The 16,380-nt window shown below is 32.8% G+C and carries 11 protein-coding genes; 3 read left to right on the forward strand and 8 right to left on the reverse strand.

From position 1 onward, the window contains the following. Window positions 1-125: 125 nt before the first annotated feature. Together C7954_RS13625 and C7954_RS05615 are read right to left on the reverse strand one after the other, a co-directional pair. Window positions 126-320, reverse strand: a complete 195-nt coding sequence (locus C7954_RS13625) for a hypothetical protein (RefSeq protein ID WP_208320673.1) — start codon at window positions 318-320, stop codon at window positions 126-128. Further along, window positions 314-1,933, reverse strand: a complete 1,620-nt coding sequence (locus tag C7954_RS05615) for a sensor domain-containing diguanylate cyclase (protein WP_134059053.1) — start codon at window positions 1,931-1,933, stop codon at window positions 314-316. Before C7954_RS05615 ends, C7954_RS13625 begins: the two co-directional genes overlap by 7 nt. Before the next feature lie 201 nt (window positions 1,934-2,134). Between C7954_RS05615 and C7954_RS05620 the strand changes: the two genes are divergently transcribed. Next, complete coding sequence (locus tag C7954_RS05620; RefSeq protein WP_089719941.1) at window positions 2,135-5,161, forward strand: ankyrin repeat domain-containing protein; 3,027 nt, start codon at window positions 2,135-2,137, stop codon at window positions 5,159-5,161. An 83-nt stretch (window positions 5,162-5,244) separates the two neighbouring features. Here the strand turns inward: C7954_RS05620 and C7954_RS05625 are convergent, their stop codons facing one another. Continuing rightward, window positions 5,245-5,589 carry a hypothetical protein gene (locus C7954_RS05625; RefSeq protein WP_073158104.1) on the reverse strand — a complete coding sequence of 115 codons (345 nt, stop codon included), beginning with the start codon at window positions 5,587-5,589 and terminating at the stop codon, window positions 5,245-5,247. A 311-nt stretch (window positions 5,590-5,900) separates the two neighbouring features. Between C7954_RS05625 and C7954_RS05630 the strand changes: the two genes are divergently transcribed. Next, window positions 5,901-6,722, forward strand: coding sequence for a nitroreductase family protein (locus C7954_RS05630; protein WP_134059056.1), 822 nt, complete (start codon window positions 5,901-5,903; stop codon window positions 6,720-6,722). A gap of 64 nt (window positions 6,723-6,786) precedes the next feature. Here C7954_RS05630 and cls read toward each other — a convergent pair whose 3' ends face one another. The 5 genes from cls to nifJ all read right to left on the reverse strand — a co-directional run bounded on the left by cls (window position 6,787) and on the right by nifJ (window position 14,696). Beyond that, on the reverse strand, window positions 6,787-8,202 hold the full coding sequence (cls, locus tag C7954_RS05635) for a cardiolipin synthase (protein WP_073158099.1): 1,416 nt from the start codon (window positions 8,200-8,202) through the stop codon (window positions 6,787-6,789). Between the two features lie 87 nt (window positions 8,203-8,289). Next, window positions 8,290-9,741, reverse strand: a complete 1,452-nt coding sequence (gene lnt / locus C7954_RS05640) for an apolipoprotein N-acyltransferase (RefSeq protein WP_089719945.1) — start codon at window positions 9,739-9,741, stop codon at window positions 8,290-8,292. Between the two features lie 2 nt (window positions 9,742-9,743). Beyond that, entirely contained in the window at window positions 9,744-10,172 is a 429-nt protein-coding gene (locus tag C7954_RS05645) for an MgtC/SapB family protein (RefSeq protein WP_073158094.1), read from the reverse strand. 207 nt (window positions 10,173-10,379) lie between these two features. Continuing rightward, complete coding sequence (locus C7954_RS05650) at window positions 10,380-10,925, reverse strand: transposase (protein WP_073158091.1); 546 nt, start codon at window positions 10,923-10,925, stop codon at window positions 10,380-10,382. Between the two features lie 237 nt (window positions 10,926-11,162). Next, on the reverse strand, window positions 11,163-14,696 hold the full coding sequence (gene nifJ / locus C7954_RS05655) for a pyruvate:ferredoxin (flavodoxin) oxidoreductase (RefSeq protein WP_134059059.1): 3,534 nt from the start codon (window positions 14,694-14,696) through the stop codon (window positions 11,163-11,165). Between the two features lie 311 nt (window positions 14,697-15,007). On the opposite strand from nifJ, the gene C7954_RS05660 reads away from it, so the two are divergent. Continuing rightward, window positions 15,008-16,351 (forward strand): DUF2330 domain-containing protein, encoded by a 1,344-nt coding sequence (locus C7954_RS05660; RefSeq protein WP_073158085.1) that lies wholly within the window; start codon window positions 15,008-15,010, stop codon window positions 16,349-16,351. The last annotated feature ends 29 nt before the right edge of the window (window positions 16,352-16,380 follow it).

Genomic DNA, 16,380 nt, shown 5'->3' on the forward strand with positions numbered 1-16,380 from the left:
TACAGAAAACGCTCAATAAGATTTTACGGATATTACTAGATAATGTAAAAACACAGATTTTGTGATGGTAAATATATTAAATTAATCCTGTACAGTGAAAACTATAGTGATTTAATCTACACTCATCAGATTCCATCTTCCAGTTTAAAATTTAAATCCATTCTTTCTGTATTTGTTTCTACTTCTGCAAACTCAGTTTCCAGATAGGAGACAATTCCAGACATCTCGACCTTTAAAAAATCAGCAAATAACTTATCTATATCGTGCATTACGGAAAACGTAAGTAGTATATAATACCTGTTCGGAAGATCAGTTAGCATCTACCTGTAAACTTCTGCTCATACATCTTTTCATCAGCCTTATTGTAACATTTTTTAATATTTTTAGCACTGGGATTATGGTTATTACAATCTGTTGTTTCAAAACCCAGTGCAACACTCAAAGGTTCAGGCAATTCTTCTTTTTCATTAACTTCTTCTATCCTATCCAAAATTCTTTCAGTTACCTCCTCAGCTGCATTATAATTAGTGTCAGGCAGAATCACTACAAATTCATCTCCACCTATTCGGGCAACAATATCCTCTGTTCTTAAACTACTTTTTATAGCTTCCGCTGTTAGTTCAATATATCTATCGCCCATGCTGTGACCATAATTATCATTGATATCCTTCAGCCTGTTTATATCTCCAACAATAATACTAATTGGATATTTTCTAGAATTACTCAAGCGCTTAAGTTCTTCATTAAAGTATCTCCTGTTATAAAGACCTGTTAGTTCATCATGATTGGAAAGGTATTCAATTTCTGCTGCCGCCCTTTTCTCTCGGTCTATATCAATATGAACTCCTACAATCCGAATGGCATTTCCAGCTTCATCTCTTTCAGTCACTTTTCCAATATCTCTAATCCACTTCCAGCTGCCTGACTTAGTTTTTAATCGATGCTCATTATAATATTTTTCAGTTTTACCTTCTAGATGATCTTCTAAATCTTTTAAAGCCTGTTCCTTATCATCAGGATGAACTAAATTAAGCCAGGTATTAAGGTTATTCTCCAGCTCAGAAAGTTCATATCCCAGCATCTGGGCCCAGTTTTCATTAAAATGAATGTATTCTTCTGCTGCATTCCAGTCCCAAATTCCGATAGTAGCACCAGAAACAGCCAATTCAAGTCTCTCCTTAACTTCCTTTAATTCCTTTTCTCTTTCTTTACTCTCAGTAATATCATCAACCACAGCATATATTAGTCTGTCATGTTCTTTATTATCTACAGAAAAAATATGAACATTGCAGTATTTGATTTTATTATCAACTTTAAATCTTACTTCATTTTCCCAATCTTCTTTTGCCAAAATTTCATTGATTTCTTTTTCTATATTGTTTGATTCTTCATATAAATCAACAACATTCAAAACAAGCTTATTTTTAATATCACTTTTTGAAATCTCAAATATTTCTTCAAATTTATTATTGGCATCCAATATCCTAAATTCTGAGTTCAGTAAAATGATTCCTTCCAATGAGTTAGTAAAGAAATTCTCAAAAATTATATTCTGATTTTTTAACTCCTGCTTTTGCTGTATGCGGTGAGAAATATCTATAATCTCAAAAAGCATTTTTTCTTCATCTAATTGTGAATAACGGAAATTAAAATATTTATAATCACCAGCAGCAGTTGTAATTTTATATGTTCGATCCTGAATATTATTTTCTAGATCATACTCAAAATATCTTTTTGCTTTCTCTCTAGATTTCGGATCTGGATAAGCTTTTTTGTACCAGTCTTTCATTGTTTTAATTTCAGCTTCTGTATATCCAGTCATCTCTCTAATAGTCTGGTTAGTAAATAAAAACTGGCCCTGTTGGTCAGCAATTACAACTCCAATTGATAATTTATTTATTAAATTCTTCATTAATTGATCATCTCTTTCCATAGTTTTCTCATCTCAGACATCATTTTAGTAATAATACTTATATTATTGATTCTACATTAACTTTTAAAACCCTGTATTTATTTCTTTAAATTGAGCTTATTTAAGATAAATTCCAGATGGTCTATTATTAAAATAATAATAAAGGATTATTTTAATAAATCTTGAATTAATATATATAATATTTTTTGAGGAGGAAAACAAATGGTGAAACAGAAAAACAGTGATTATTTATTTTTTAGAACAGTGTTTTTAACCTTTTTATTTTTAATTTTGATTACAAGCAGTAGTTTAGCAGAAGAGAATCCAGACCCTTATATGGTCCAAATGAAATTTATTGATTCTATTGAAACAGAGGGGGATTATGATTTAATCAAAGAGTATTTAGAGATGGGAGCAGATCCAAATTCGATGGTCGCTTATCGAGGAGATGCCTTAAGTTTTGCAGCAAGATATAAGCGGGATAAAGAGATTATTCAGCTTCTTTTAGATTATGGAGCAGAGGTAGAAAGTGCTAATCTGGTAGAATTTATACTTTATGGGGCAGAAATTGAGGTGCTTGAATTATTAGTCGAGTCGGTGCCTAATCTTAACGATAAAGTTTTAGTTGATAAAATAACAGATCCAATGGTAAATTTTAATCAGAATTTTATTAATGAGCGTAAAAGTTCTAATCAAGACTTCAAGGCTGAAGCAGCAGAAAAGTTACTGGGAGAAGATTACTTATATCCACTGCTTACTGCTGCTCTAGCAAATAGAAAAGATGTAGTGGAACTACTTTTGGATAATGGAGCAGATATTTCTATTACAGATTCTAAGGGACGAAATGCCTACCAAATAGCACAGGAAAATGAAGTTAGTCCTCTGCTGCTGGCAGAATTATATAAGGCTAAAAGTAAATGGGAAGAAGAAACTGGAGAGACTTTAGCTGCTGATACTGGTAATTCTGATAAAAATGGACAATCTAACAGCAGTGCTAAAAATAAAACTAAAAAAATTGCAGTTACTACAAAAATTAGAGAAGAGAGAAAAAAAGAAGAGAATAAAATTATCGAAATTGTAACTAAAGAAGATATAGAAAAATTATATGATCTGGAAAATAATAAGTATATAGATATAAGACGGGGTGGTTTTGATGGTGCTCTGTTCAGTCAAAATGGGGAAACTCTTGTTTTGATTGAAAATTATGATCGAGGAAAATCAAATGGGAAGGCAAGAGATTATCATAAATTTAGTTTTTATCAGCTTGAAAATGGTGTTTATAAAGCAAAAGATAGCTATGATTTTAATACTTTTGTAGATACAATGGGCTTTACTTATCGACCTAATGACGATCTAGCACTATCACCTGATGGAAGTCTAATTGCATTACGTAAAGGAAATAAAATTGAAATATATAAAACAGCTAATTTAAAATTATATTCTACCATAACTCTACCTAACATTTATACAGGCAGAGATTATAGTGCCAGATATTTTGCTATCAGTCCGGATAATAATTATTTTTCAATTTTAGTTAATAATCGATACGGAACTTATATTGATCAGTGGTCAATAAACACTAAAAAAAGAATCACAGAATTAGAAAAAATTAATCTGATTCAAAATAATTCTGAAGGTGACTTTTCTTATGGAAGAATAAAATATTCTCCTAATGGAAGATATTTTATAATTAAGGGGAGATTAATAGATTTTCCTAAGGATGCTAGTGTGGTAACTTTAGTAAATACTCAAACTCTAGAAGTGATTAATGATTTTGGTGCAGCACAAAAAGCTTTTACTTTAGCAGATAATGATTATGATTTATATTTTGATGGCTTGAGCAGTTATGCTTTCTTTCACAGCAATGAACAAGGCAAGCTTTATGATCTAAAAAATAATCAGTTAAAAGATATAGAGTTTGATGAATTTAAAAGTTTCTGGTCTATGAACAATTTGGTTGGAGGAGCAATCCATCAGAACTTTCTGGTTGGACTTTATGAGGATGATAAATTCTATGAGTTTATAATTGATGAAATAGATAATGTAGATCAACCGGTAAAAGGTATTTTAAGACAGGAAATCAATTTGGGAAATATTTATGGAATAAGCTATTTAAAACAAACTGATGAGTGGGTCATACTTTCCAAAAAAGGCCTGCATTATGTTGAAGCGACAAATAAAGAAGATTATGAAGCTGAGCAAAAAGCCGCCGCTGCAGAAAAAGCCCAGGCAGAAAATAGAGCCGAAAGATTAGAGGAAATGATCACTGCCAGACAGAAAAAAAGAGAAAAAGCAGAGGCTCTATATCAAGAAGGATTTGAACTGATGAATATTGGTTTTGTTGAACAGGGATATAATAAATATTTAGAAGCGATTAAAACAGATCCAATTTCTGCAAAAAATATTCCAAAAACTAACCAGCTGTATAATCTTTTGGGGACTATTGAAGTTTATCAGCTGGCAGATATTTTCCGGACTCAACAGGAAGAAATTTCGAATATGGAAAAACAGACCAAATTAGGTTTTATTCCTGTTTTAGAAAATAATCAATGGATAATAAAAGCAGTTTTTGCTGAAACTCCAGCTGCTGAAGCTGAAATGGAAGTTGGTGATCATATTCTCTTGTTTGATGGTGAATATTTAGATAATAATGATGATTTATTCTGGTATCTACAGGATAAATCACCTGGTGATCAGATTGGACTGACTTTTATCAGTGTAGATGCAGGTGGAGATTATAAAGAAGATACTTACTTTAAAACTGCTGCAGGATTTGAATATAATATTGCTGCACCCAGCCTTTCTACCAGATTATTTGATTATGGACTGCTTGCAATCAGAAGTGGACATATTAATCTGGCTCAAAAGAGTATCCAGAAATTAAAAGATTTGCCAGAAAAATATCCTGCTGATTATAATAAAAGTACTGAAAAGTTCAACAATGATGCAGTTATTCTTTTAGAAACATTGATAAAAGCTCTAAATAACAGCAGTGATGCTTATAATTATCTCCTGGAAGGTCTAGACGGAGCAAAACTGCACCAAAATTTCCAGGGATACTTTAAATTCCCGGTAACTGCAGAATTATTAGCACCACTATTTGTCGACCGAGCTAAACTTGCTTACTTTACTGGAGCTGCAGAGGAAGAATTAGCAGAAGTTAAAAAATGGGAAAAAGTTAAACTGAGTTTTGTTGATTTAAATGGTAATTTTATTCAGGGAGAGGCAGCAGATCCTTATTTAGAATAACTGCAGATATCTAGCTTATTTTAACAGCTCAAAAAATAGAGCAGGTCTTTAAAGACCTGCTCTTAAGTAATTTATAATAAAAATTACCAGTATACCCGCTCATAGATATTTCCACTTATATTTAATTCTGTCCAGTTACTGTTAAAAACATATTTTCCAGTTGCTGTTTTAGCAGAAGATGTATAAAAAGTAACAATGTTATAACCATTATCTTTTGTCAAACTTTTTATTTCATAAGCTAAGTAGGGATCATATTGATCACCATTTTTTGAATAACGTCCAATTAAGTTTGTATTAAAGTTAACTGATATTAATTGAGCCTTATCATACCTTAAAAAGTACATATCCCCTTCAGCTGCTACTGCTGCACTACTAAATATACTCAGAGTAACAAAAAATAAAATTAAAATTAATAGATACTTTTTCATCAAAATCACCCTTCTTTTAAATTAATATAATTAAAAAACTCCCGAAAGCCTTAAAAGCAGCCGCCTTATAAATTATTCTTTTCTTCCTGTTTTATTTTTATAATAATTTAATTCTACATAACTTAATTAATTCCTTTATTTTCATTATTTTTTTAAAGCTTTTTTATGGTTTAAAGAATGATAAAAAATTAATTTTTAAAATAAAAAGCCTTCCTCCATTTTTTATTTAATATTTGACAAAATCTATCGGTATTTATATACTCAATTATGCAAATTAACATAAATTATTTATATAAAGGGAGTTTTTTTTAATGATGAAAGTAAACAGAGATAGATGTATCGGTTGTGGTGAATGCATAAAAGATTGTTTTGTTGACGATATTATGTTGATAAATGGGAAAGCTAAAATAAAGAATGAAGCTTGTTTTAAATGTTGTCATTGTATTGCTGTCTGTCCTGTAGATGCAGTATCGACTGATGAATATGATCTAGATGATGTTAAAGAATATAATGAAGATGAATTTTCAATTTCAACAGACAACCTTTTGAATTTTATCAAATTCAGAAGAAGCATTAGGCAATTTAAAGATAAAAAAGTAGAAAAAAATAAAATACTTAAAATTATAGAAGCAGCACGCTTTACTCCTACCGCCGGCAACCAGCAGGATCTTTCCTTTACAGTTGTTGATAAAAATATTAATAAATTCAAGGAACTAATCCTAGAAAAATTAAATGAAAAAGGAAAATATATACTTAATAATTTAAATTCAGAAACAATAAAGGTTAAGAGGTATGCGGAAATGTGGCTTGAAATGTACCAGGATTTCAAAAATCAAACTAAAACCAGTGACCGCTTATTTTTTAATGCTCCAACAGTTATTTTAGTATCTGCTAAATCAAATATAAACGCTGGTTTAGCTTCTGCAAATATGGAGTTATTAGCCAATACCCTTGAACTAGGTGTATTATTCAGTGGATTTACTCTAAGAGCTGCTAAAGATGACAAAAAGATTAGGAACTTCCTTAAAATTGAAGCTGAGAAAGAACTAGTTACTGTATTAATTATTGGGTATCCTGATGTTAAATATTTTAGAACAGTTCCCAGAAAAAAAGCTGATATCAGCTGGAAATAAGTATCTATAATTATTTTAAGGGACAGCAGCTCTGCTGTCCCTTAATTATATTAAAACTATAAAATTACAAAATTGGAGAAAGCAATCTGGAAACAGATTCCCTTAATTTCATTGTCCAACCTCTATTTTTAAATTCTTCTCTAGTTATCTCAGAAGAAAATTTTAAGTCTTCTTCAAATAAATTATCATGCCAGCGTGCCTTTTCTTTATCATAAATAAAGGCATTAATTTCAAAGTTTAATTTAAAACTCCGGACATCCATATTTGTGGTACCTATAGAAAGCACTCTGCTGTCAATACAAATTGTTTTACTGTGCAGAAAGCCTCTGGTATAACGATAACAGCGGGCCCCAGCTTCCAGGAGCTGCCCTACAAAAGAATTGTTAGCTGCATATACAAAAGGATGGTCTCCCCGGTCAGGAATCATTATTTTTACATCAACCCCGGAACTTGTTGCGATCTTTAAAGCCTCCAGCATTGATTGATCTGGAATAAAATAAGGGGTTTGAATATAAATTGACTTCTCAGCCTCATAAATCATCTTCAAAAACATCGCCTTGATTTCTGCCTCCCTAGAATCAGGACCACTACTTACAATCTGAACTGCAGATCTTCCTTTAACTTTATTTTTTGGAAAGTACTTTTCCTCTTTTAAAAGATCATTACCTGAAGCAAATTTCCAATCAAGTAAAAAACGGTACTGCTGACTATTAACACTTTCTCCCTGGATTTTAAGATGTGTATCCCGCCAATCTCCAAAGTGATCAGAACAACCTAGATACTCATCACCAATATTAATACCTCCAAGATAACCAATTTTGCCATCAATAATCACATTTTTACGATGATTTCTGTAATTTATGTCCAGTACAAACGGAGCGAAAGAAACGACTTCAACCCCAGCGTCCTCTAAATTGAAAATCGAATAACGGGAGAGCTCTCTACAGCCCATTTTATCATAGAGAAGCCTCACTTCTATCCCTGCTTCTGCTTTCTCTGATAGAATTCTTATAAATTTATTACCCAGTTCATCATCATTTATAATGTAATAATTAGCATGAATAAATTTCTCTGCATCTCTTAAATCCTGAAAAAGATCTTTGAATTTTTCCTGACCGCTGCTGTAAATTTTTAAATCATTATATCCAATTTCTGCTGGAATTTCATTTTTAAATCCTATCCGCATTATACTCTGTTCTAAATGACCAAAATTAAGTTTTTGATCTTCTAGTGGACAATTGCCATCTTTTATTCTATTATTTAGCTCATCTTCCTGCTGTTTTTTTTGATAAAGCTTTCTTTTTTTTGGTGTAAGACCAAAAAAAAGATAAAGTATAAAACCTAAAACTGGAATTAAAGTTAAAATCAGAAGCCAGGCCCAGGTAGCGGTAGGATCTTTTCTTTCAAAAAAAATCAATAGAATAATAAAAATAATATTTAAAATTATTATTGCTGTAGGTAAAAATGATAGAAAATTCATAAGCACTCCTAATATTTTGGTTATTTATTATAATATTTTTATAGCTCGGCTGATTATTTTTGTGTTTTTGATTCTTTGAACGTTGTCTTAATTGATTATATCAGAAAAGAATGGCTTTTTAAAAGCTTTTCTAGAAGCTTGATTTAAATTTAATAAATGATAATTTTGACCTGAGATCGTCTTTTCATAATTTCCCAAAGGATAAATTATTCCATTATGTGAATAATTTCCTGTTTTAACGACTACAGTTCTATTCTCAACTGCCCGCAAAACTGCTGCCTGCCACATTAAATTCTTCAACAGTCGGCTCTCTTTAAACCAGGCTTCATTAGTTTGATTTACTATAAAATCTACATTTTTGGAGCCATCTTTGACATAATCTGGATATAATATTTCAGAACAGATTACAGTTTTCCATTTAAAATTCTTATATTTAAAAATATGCTGCTGCTGACCGGCATTAAGTGAAGAAAAATTATAAGGAATATATTTATTCAGAGTATCCTCAAAAGGAAATCTTTCTCCAAAATAGAGGAGTAAATTCTTATCGTAACGAGAAATGATTTTTCCGGCAGGTGAAATTAAAAATGAACTATTAAAGCGACCACTAATTGAATCTCTGCCTGCTAACGATCCAATTTGAACTGGTTTTTTAAATTCTGCTGCTATTTTATTCAAAAATTTTTCTCTATACTTTTGATTAGCATGGAAATCAAAGGTTATATTTGTTTCAGGAGCAATTATTAATTCTGCTCCCACCAAATTTGAAGCAGCATCTAAGGTTAGATTAAGATTTTGTTCAAGCTGGCTTAAATTCCATTTTCTATTTTGATCAATTCTACTTGTAATAATTCCTATTTTAAAATTTTGATCAGCTAAAAATTGACCTGTATTTTCAGAAACTATTTCTGCTCTATAATTAGCAAAAATAAAAATAAACAAAAATATTAAAACTATAACAAAAGCATTTTTGGCTTGCCTATAAAAAATGAGTTTAAAAATCAAGGCATTTACTAAAACCATAATAAAAGTTAAAATCCAAATTCCACCAATTTCAGCCAACTGAATAAAAGATAAAAATTCAACTTGTGTATAAGCGAGATTTGCAAGGGGAAAGAAATAAAATAAGTAATAGCGAACAACTTCCATTACAGTCCAAACAATTGCGAATAAAAATGGATTAAATTGATTACCTGCAAATAATTTTTGCTGAAAATAAAAATAAATCATAAAGAACACTGCATAAACAAAGGCAAGTAATGAAAATAATAAGATTAAAATAAATATTATTAAAAAAAATGAAGCCTCTGTATAGATCTCGATTGAATGATAAAGAAAATTTGAAGAAAAGATTAAAATCCAAAAGCCGAGATTCCAGCCGGCTAAAAAAGCTCGCTTATAATTTAGCTCATTCTTGTTTAAGATAAAAATAAAATATAAGAAAGGAAAAAAACCAATCCAGCTCAAAAAATATAAATCAGGATAATAATTGGCTGCTGTTAACAGCGCTGCTGATAAAATTGTTAAAATAACTAACATTGCTAAACTCGTTTCTTTAAAAAAGGAGCTACCTGTAAGCTAATCAAAATAATCAAAGCTGCAGCAATTGATAAATCGTATAAACCATATCCTACCGCCAGACCTAATCCCGCTACTCCCCAGAGGCTGGCCGCAGTTGTCAAACCTTCAACCTTATCTTCCTGTTTAATAATTGTACCTGCACCTAGAAAACCAATTCCACTTACAACCTGAGCAGCCAGGCGAGCAGGGTCACCTTCAACTCCACTGCTTCCAATTCCAGTTTTAGCGACTTCCACTGACAAAATCATAATCACACACGAAATAACAGCAACAATAACATTTGTTCTAATACCTGCCGCTTTATTCTGCTTTTCTCTATCATAACCAATTAATGCTGCCAGAAAAGCCGTTAATACAAGTCTAAAAATTCCTGTCCAATTCAAAATCAACTGCCTCACCTCCACAATATTTCTATACATATAATATTCTTCGTAATCAATACCAATCCTTTAATAATTCCATTATAATTAGATTAATTTTAGTAAAACTCATTACAAATTGTTCGATTATTTAATTTAATTGTAACGCCCCCTAAAAGTATTGGACAGACACCAATTAAACATCTTATATTTTAAATAAGAAAGACTTTATAAAAATTATTTGAAGTCTTGAACAAATCGCATTATAAATTTATTGTATAAACTTCTTTCACCACCAAAATAGTCCAGAATTTCTTTTTCTTCAACTAAATCACTTTTTTCTTCTCCTAAATAGGTCCTATAACTGCTCCAACGATAATCTTTGGGGGTTAAGGCCAGCTTATCTTTAACCGGATTAAGGTGGATATAGCGATTTACAATTAAGTTGTAGTAATTATTTTCTATTATTTTGGAAACATAACGCCCCTGAAAAACGTGACCTACTGTGCTGTATCGCTCATTAAAATATCTTGCATAACGCCAGTTGATTCCTTTCATGATTTTCCAGATCTCAACATCAAAAGTTCTTACCTGAAGGTGAGTATGGTTCGGCATTAAACAGTAACTAATAATTGTAAAGGGTTGTTTTCTATTCATTTCTTTTAGAATATCTAAAAAGATTTGATAATCAACTTTATCTAAAAAAATATTTTTCTTTTTATTCCCCCGGCTTATTATGTGATATTTTGCCCCGGGATACCAGATTCTCTTTTTACGAACCATTTAATACACCCTCCATTTTTTTAGTTCATTTTAATTTTATTATATACTTTTATTTGTATAATTTCAATATTTTTACAATAAAAATAAAATTTAAATCATTTTATTTTTCGACACAAAAAGACATAATCCGGGTGGTACACGGCACCTGTACGTTTAAAAGCAAAAAGACCAGCGGCGTCCCGCTGGTCTTTTATCCTTGCTCTTTATATTTATTTTTAAGCTATTTTTTCTTTAGAATTACTCTTCATCTTCAGGAGCATAAGCTTCTTCCAGTCTCTTGTAGGACTGATAGCGCTCTTTTGCATCCTGTTCTGATCTTTCAAAGAGTTCCTCAGCAAGATCAGGGAATGTCTTCTGTAGGGAGGAGAAACGTACCTCGCTAAGAATGAAGTCTCTGAAGCTTTCTGTAGGCTCTTTGGAATCCATGCTAAATGGATTCTTTCCTTGCTCTTTGAGTTCTGGGTTGAAGCGGAATAAGTGCCAGTATCCTGCCTTAACAGCATCTTTCTCCTGGCTAACACTACAGCCCATACCTTTTTTCAGACCATGTGAAATACAGGGAGCGTAAGCAATTACAATGGAAGGTCCATCATATGCTTCAGCTTCTGCGATAGCTTTAATAGCCTGGTTCATATTAGCTCCCATAGAAATCTGAGCTACATAAACATAACCATAAGTCATAGCCATCTGGCCTAAGTCTTTCTTCTTGATCTTCTTACCTGAAGCAGCAAACTTAGCAGCTGCAGCAGTTGGAGTAGCTTTAGAGGACTGTCCACCGGTGTTGGAGTATACCTCTGTATCAAAGATTAATACATTTACATCATCACCAGAAGCGATAACATGGTCTAAGCCACCATAACCGATATCATAAGCCCAGCCGTCTCCACCGAAGATCCACTGAGATTTCTTAGTAATGAACTCTTTGCGGTCCACGATCTCAGCAATTACTTCGTTTTCGCTGTACTTAGCGAGTAAAGGCATCATTTTCTTCTTGATTTCTTTAGTTTTCTCGCCGTCATTATAGTTATCTAACATTTCCTGCATTAGTTCTGTTAATTCAGCATCTAAGTCAAGCTCAATTGCTTCTTCCATCAGGTCAGCAATCTTAGCTCTAATCTGCTGATTAGCTAAGAACATACCGTAACCATACTCAGCGTTATCCTCGAATAAGGAGTTAGCCCAGGCTGGTCCGTGTCCTTCTGGGTTAGTAGAGTAAACAGATACAGGAGCAGATCCACCCCAGATTGAAGAACAACCTGTAGCGTTAGCAATTAACATTCTGTCTCCAAATAACTGAGTTACAAGCTTAGCATAAGCTGTTTCTCCACAACCGGCACAGGCACCGTGGAACTCAAGTAGTGGTTCCTGGAACTGACTACCTTTGATATTAACAGGATCCATTAAGTCATCCTTAATAGAAATTTCGTCAATAGCATAATCCCAGTTGTCTGCTTCTTTGGCTGCCATTTCTGCAAATGAAGTCATTTCTAATGCATCAACAGGACAGACATCAGCACAAACTCCACAACCTGTACAATCATAAGGACTTACCTGAATCTTATACTGTAAGCCTTCTAACTGCTTACCGCGAGCATCCAGAGTTTCAAATCCTTCTGGAGCATTTGCAGCTTCTTCTTCATCCAGTAAGAAAGGTCTAATTACAGCATGTGGACAGGCTAATGAACACTGGTTACACTGAATACACTTGTCGCTTAACCAGTTAGGTACATTAACTGCGATTCCACGTTTTTCGTATTTAGATAGTCCTGGAGGGAAGTGTCCATCTTCACGGCCGACAAATGTACTAACAGGTAACTGATCACCTTTTTGAGCATTAACAACTCTCAGTACATCTTTAACAAATGCTGGCACGTCTTCTTCCTCTTCCTTTTCTGCAGCTTCTGCGCTGGACCATTCAGCAGGTACATCAATCTTAACTAAAGCGTCCATAGCTTTGTCTACAGCTTTATAATTCATTTCAACAATCTTATCACCTTTATGGCCGTAAGATTTCTGAATAGCTTCTTTTAAGTATTCAATTGCTTCATCAACAGGAATGATATCTGCTACTTCAAAGAAGGCAGTCTGCATAACCATGTTGATTCGCTGACCTAAGCCAACTTCCTGAGCAATATCTACAGCATTAATTGTATAGAAGTTAATATCATGATCAGCTATATACTTCTTCATTTTTGCTGGAATATTCTTAGCTAATTGATCTTTGGACCAGGTACAGTTTAGCACAAAGCTTCCACCATCGTGTAAGTCCTGTACCATATCAAATTTATCTACATATGATTCGTTGTGACAGGCCACATAATCAGCTTCGTCAATTAAATAAGTTGATTTAATTGGCTGGTCTCCAAATCGCAAGTGGGATACTGTAACACCACCTGATTTTTTAGAGTCATAAGAGAAATATGCCTGAGCATACTTATCTGTATTATCACCAATAATCTTAATTGCATTCTTGTTAGCTCCAACAGTACCGTCAGAACCAAGACCCCAAAACTTGCAGCGAACTGTACCTTCTGGAGAAGTATTAATATGTTCTTTTGGTTCAAGGCTAGTATGTGTAACATCATCATTAATAGCAAGTGTAAAGCCATTTTTAGGTTTATCCTCTTTAAGGTTATCAAATACAGCCTTAAAGTGAGTAGGTGTTGTATCTTTTGAACTTAAACCATAACGTCCACCAACAATTACAGGACGTTTTTCATGATCGTAAAATAAAGATCTTACATCTTCATAAAGTGGTTCTCCTAATGCACCAGGTTCTTTAGTTCTATCTAATACAGCAATCTTCTCAGCAGTTTCTGGAAGAGCCTTCATGAAATATTTTTCAGAGAAAGGACGATATAGCCTAACTTTAATCAGACCAACTTTTTCTCCCTGGTCAACTAAGTATTTAACTGTTTCTTCAATAGTATCAGTTGCAGAACCCATAGCAACAATAATATATTTAGCATCTTCTGCACCTACATAGTTAAATGGATGATACTCTCTACCTGTCAGTTCAGAGATTTCCTGCATATAATCTTCTACAATATCAGGTATTGGTTCGTAGAAACTATTACAAGCTTCACGTGCCTGGAAGAAAATATCAGGGTTTTGAGCTGTTCCAATAGTTTTAGGACGCTCAGGATTTAATGCTCTATGTCTAAATTCGCTAACTTTACCATAGTCAACCAATTCTGCTAGATCATCATAATCTAAAACTTCTATTTTTTGGTACTCATGAGATGTTCTAAATCCATCAAAGAAATGTACAAAAGGAATGCTTGATTTAATTGATGCAAGATGTGCAACACCAGCTAAATCCATAACTTCCTGCACACTACCGGAAGCTAACATAGCTGTACCAGTCTGACGAGTAGCCATCACATCAGAGTGATCACCAAAAATTGATAGAGCATGTGTAGCAACAGTACGTGCACTAACATGAAAAACGCCAGGTAATTGTTCACCAGCAATTTTGTACATATTAGGCAGCATTAATAATAATCCCTGAGAAGCTGTGAAAGTAGTTGTTAAAGCTCCTGCCGCTAGGGACCCATGTACTGCACCAGATGCCCCTCCCTCAGACTGCATTTCAGTTAATTTCACTTCTTGGTCAAAAATATTTTTACGACCATTTGCACTCCATGAGTCAACTAATTCAGCCATTGGAGATGAAGGAGTAATAGGATAGATTGCTGCTACATCTGTAAAAGCATATGCTACATGAGCTGCAGCAGTGTTTCCATCCATCGTTTTCATTTGTTTTGCCATTATAACTTTCCCTCCTATTATAAGTTAAATTTATATTGATATTTCCTCTTTAAGTATAATACTTTACAATTCTACTGTCAAATTTTTCAACATCTTTTATTGGCTTTAATCTGTATTCTAAATTATTAGAATTATTTAAATTAGTTTATTCTTGATATTCGCGTGTTGTTTAATAGTTTCATGCTTTTTTACCCATAATTAAGATAACTTGATTCTTCTTTTTTTTTATTAGCTGTCCAAGTTTCAGGCAGGAATAAAATAGACAGATGCAGAATTATATAATATCACAATAAAATGGGGAGGGGATTAAATTGAAGAAAACTATTTTGTTATTGGTGGTATTTTTGCTGATTTTACCAACAGCTGCTTCTGCAGACAGGGGATCAATACCATATATTCCAGAAGTCAGAATTTTTGAACCAAGTCAGGATGCTCTAATTGCCTGGAATGGTGAAGAGGAAATTCTAATTTTATCTACAGAATTATATGCTTCAGAAGCAACTAAAATTTTACAGGTTTTGCCTCTACCAGCTGAACCTGAGGTTAAAAAGTCAAGCCGCGATGTTCTAAGGAGAGCCAATGAATTTGTTATTCAGAAATTTTTTGATAATTTACGGCAGCCAGTTTTTAGAAGCGAAATATCAAAAACTCCTGCTGCTGAAATTAAAGAAGAGGTAGTTATCGGATCACATGATATCCTTGTAGTTAAAGTTTTAAATCAAGATTACTTTGTTAGCTGGGTCAATAATCATCTAGAAGAAAAAGGGGAAAAGACTCCTCAAATTTCGGACAGTCTAAAGAGTACAATCAATAACTATATTAATCGCGGTTATAACTATTTTGTTTTTGATACAATTGAGGTCAGTCCTGATCCAGAAATAAATGAGGCAATCTCTTATAAATTTAAAACTGATGAACTCTATTATCCTTTAGAAATAACCAAATCAGATCATGGCGTCAGTGAGATCAGCTTGCTTGTTTTGACAAATCAGAACCTAATTAACTATGGTGGAATTGCCAAAAATAGAGTTAATGAAAAAAATCCTACTGTTGAATTAAATCTCTTTGATGTTGAATACATTTCATCAGATATTCATGATCTATTCATCAAAAAAAATGACGATCTGTTAACATATAGTTCCACCATTCAACTTTTAAACTGGTCAATAAAAGATGATTTAGCAAACTTTAATTCTGATCTGCTGGTTGACAGCAAATTAGAAGGGCTGCTTAAAAATGAGGTTATTTATCAAGGCACAACTTTTATAGATTCCCAGGCTGAAGCTAATTATCCTTATCCAAGTGAAAAAGAAATGGAATCTATCTCAGGTGTAGTAGAAATGAGAATGGGAAGTAGAATGCACCCCTGGTTAGCTCCTTCAATTAATGGTAAAGCATTATTTAATGCCCACACAAATAGAATAGTTAATAACTTTGATGCTGAAGGAGAAAAGATTACAGTTAAAGGTTACAGCAGTAAAGATGGGCAAATTACAATGAGAGATCCCATAGACAAAATGCCAGTACTAATAAATATTAGTGATGTTTTTTATGTAACAGAAATAGTTGGCTGGACTCCATATACTGGTATTGCAATCAGCAGTGATGGTAAATTAAATAATGAAAGAAGCCGTTTTTGGTTAAAAAATAAATAAAGTTTAACAAGCTCTAAAATTTAGCTATG

It is taken from the genome of Halanaerobium congolense (assembly GCF_004366375.1).
Lineage (GTDB): Bacteria > Bacillota > Halanaerobiia > Halanaerobiales > Halanaerobiaceae > Halanaerobium > Halanaerobium congolense.

Bases quoted from the DNA above. Each gene is read 5' to 3' on its own strand.
- C7954_RS13625 (WP_208320673.1), bottom strand. From the start codon at position 320: ATGCTAACTGATCTTCCGAACAGGTATTATATACTACTTACGTTTTCC.
- C7954_RS05615 (WP_134059053.1), bottom strand. From the start codon at position 1,933: ATGGAAAGAGATGATCAATTAATGAAGAATTTAATAAATAAATTATCA.
- C7954_RS05620 (WP_089719941.1), top strand. From the start codon at position 2,135: ATGGTGAAACAGAAAAACAGTGATTATTTATTTTTTAGAACAGTGTTT.
- C7954_RS05625 (WP_073158104.1), bottom strand. From the start codon at position 5,589: ATGAAAAAGTATCTATTAATTTTAATTTTATTTTTTGTTACTCTGAGT.
- C7954_RS05630 (WP_134059056.1), top strand. From the start codon at position 5,901: ATGATGAAAGTAAACAGAGATAGATGTATCGGTTGTGGTGAATGCATA.
- cls (WP_073158099.1), bottom strand. From the start codon at position 8,202: ATGAATTTTCTATCATTTTTACCTACAGCAATAATAATTTTAAATATT.
- lnt (WP_089719945.1), bottom strand. From the start codon at position 9,741: ATGTTAGTTATTTTAACAATTTTATCAGCAGCGCTGTTAACAGCAGCC.
- C7954_RS05650 (WP_073158091.1), bottom strand. From the start codon at position 10,925: ATGGTTCGTAAAAAGAGAATCTGGTATCCCGGGGCAAAATATCACATA.
- nifJ (WP_134059059.1), bottom strand. From the start codon at position 14,696: ATGGCAAAACAAATGAAAACGATGGATGGAAACACTGCTGCAGCTCAT.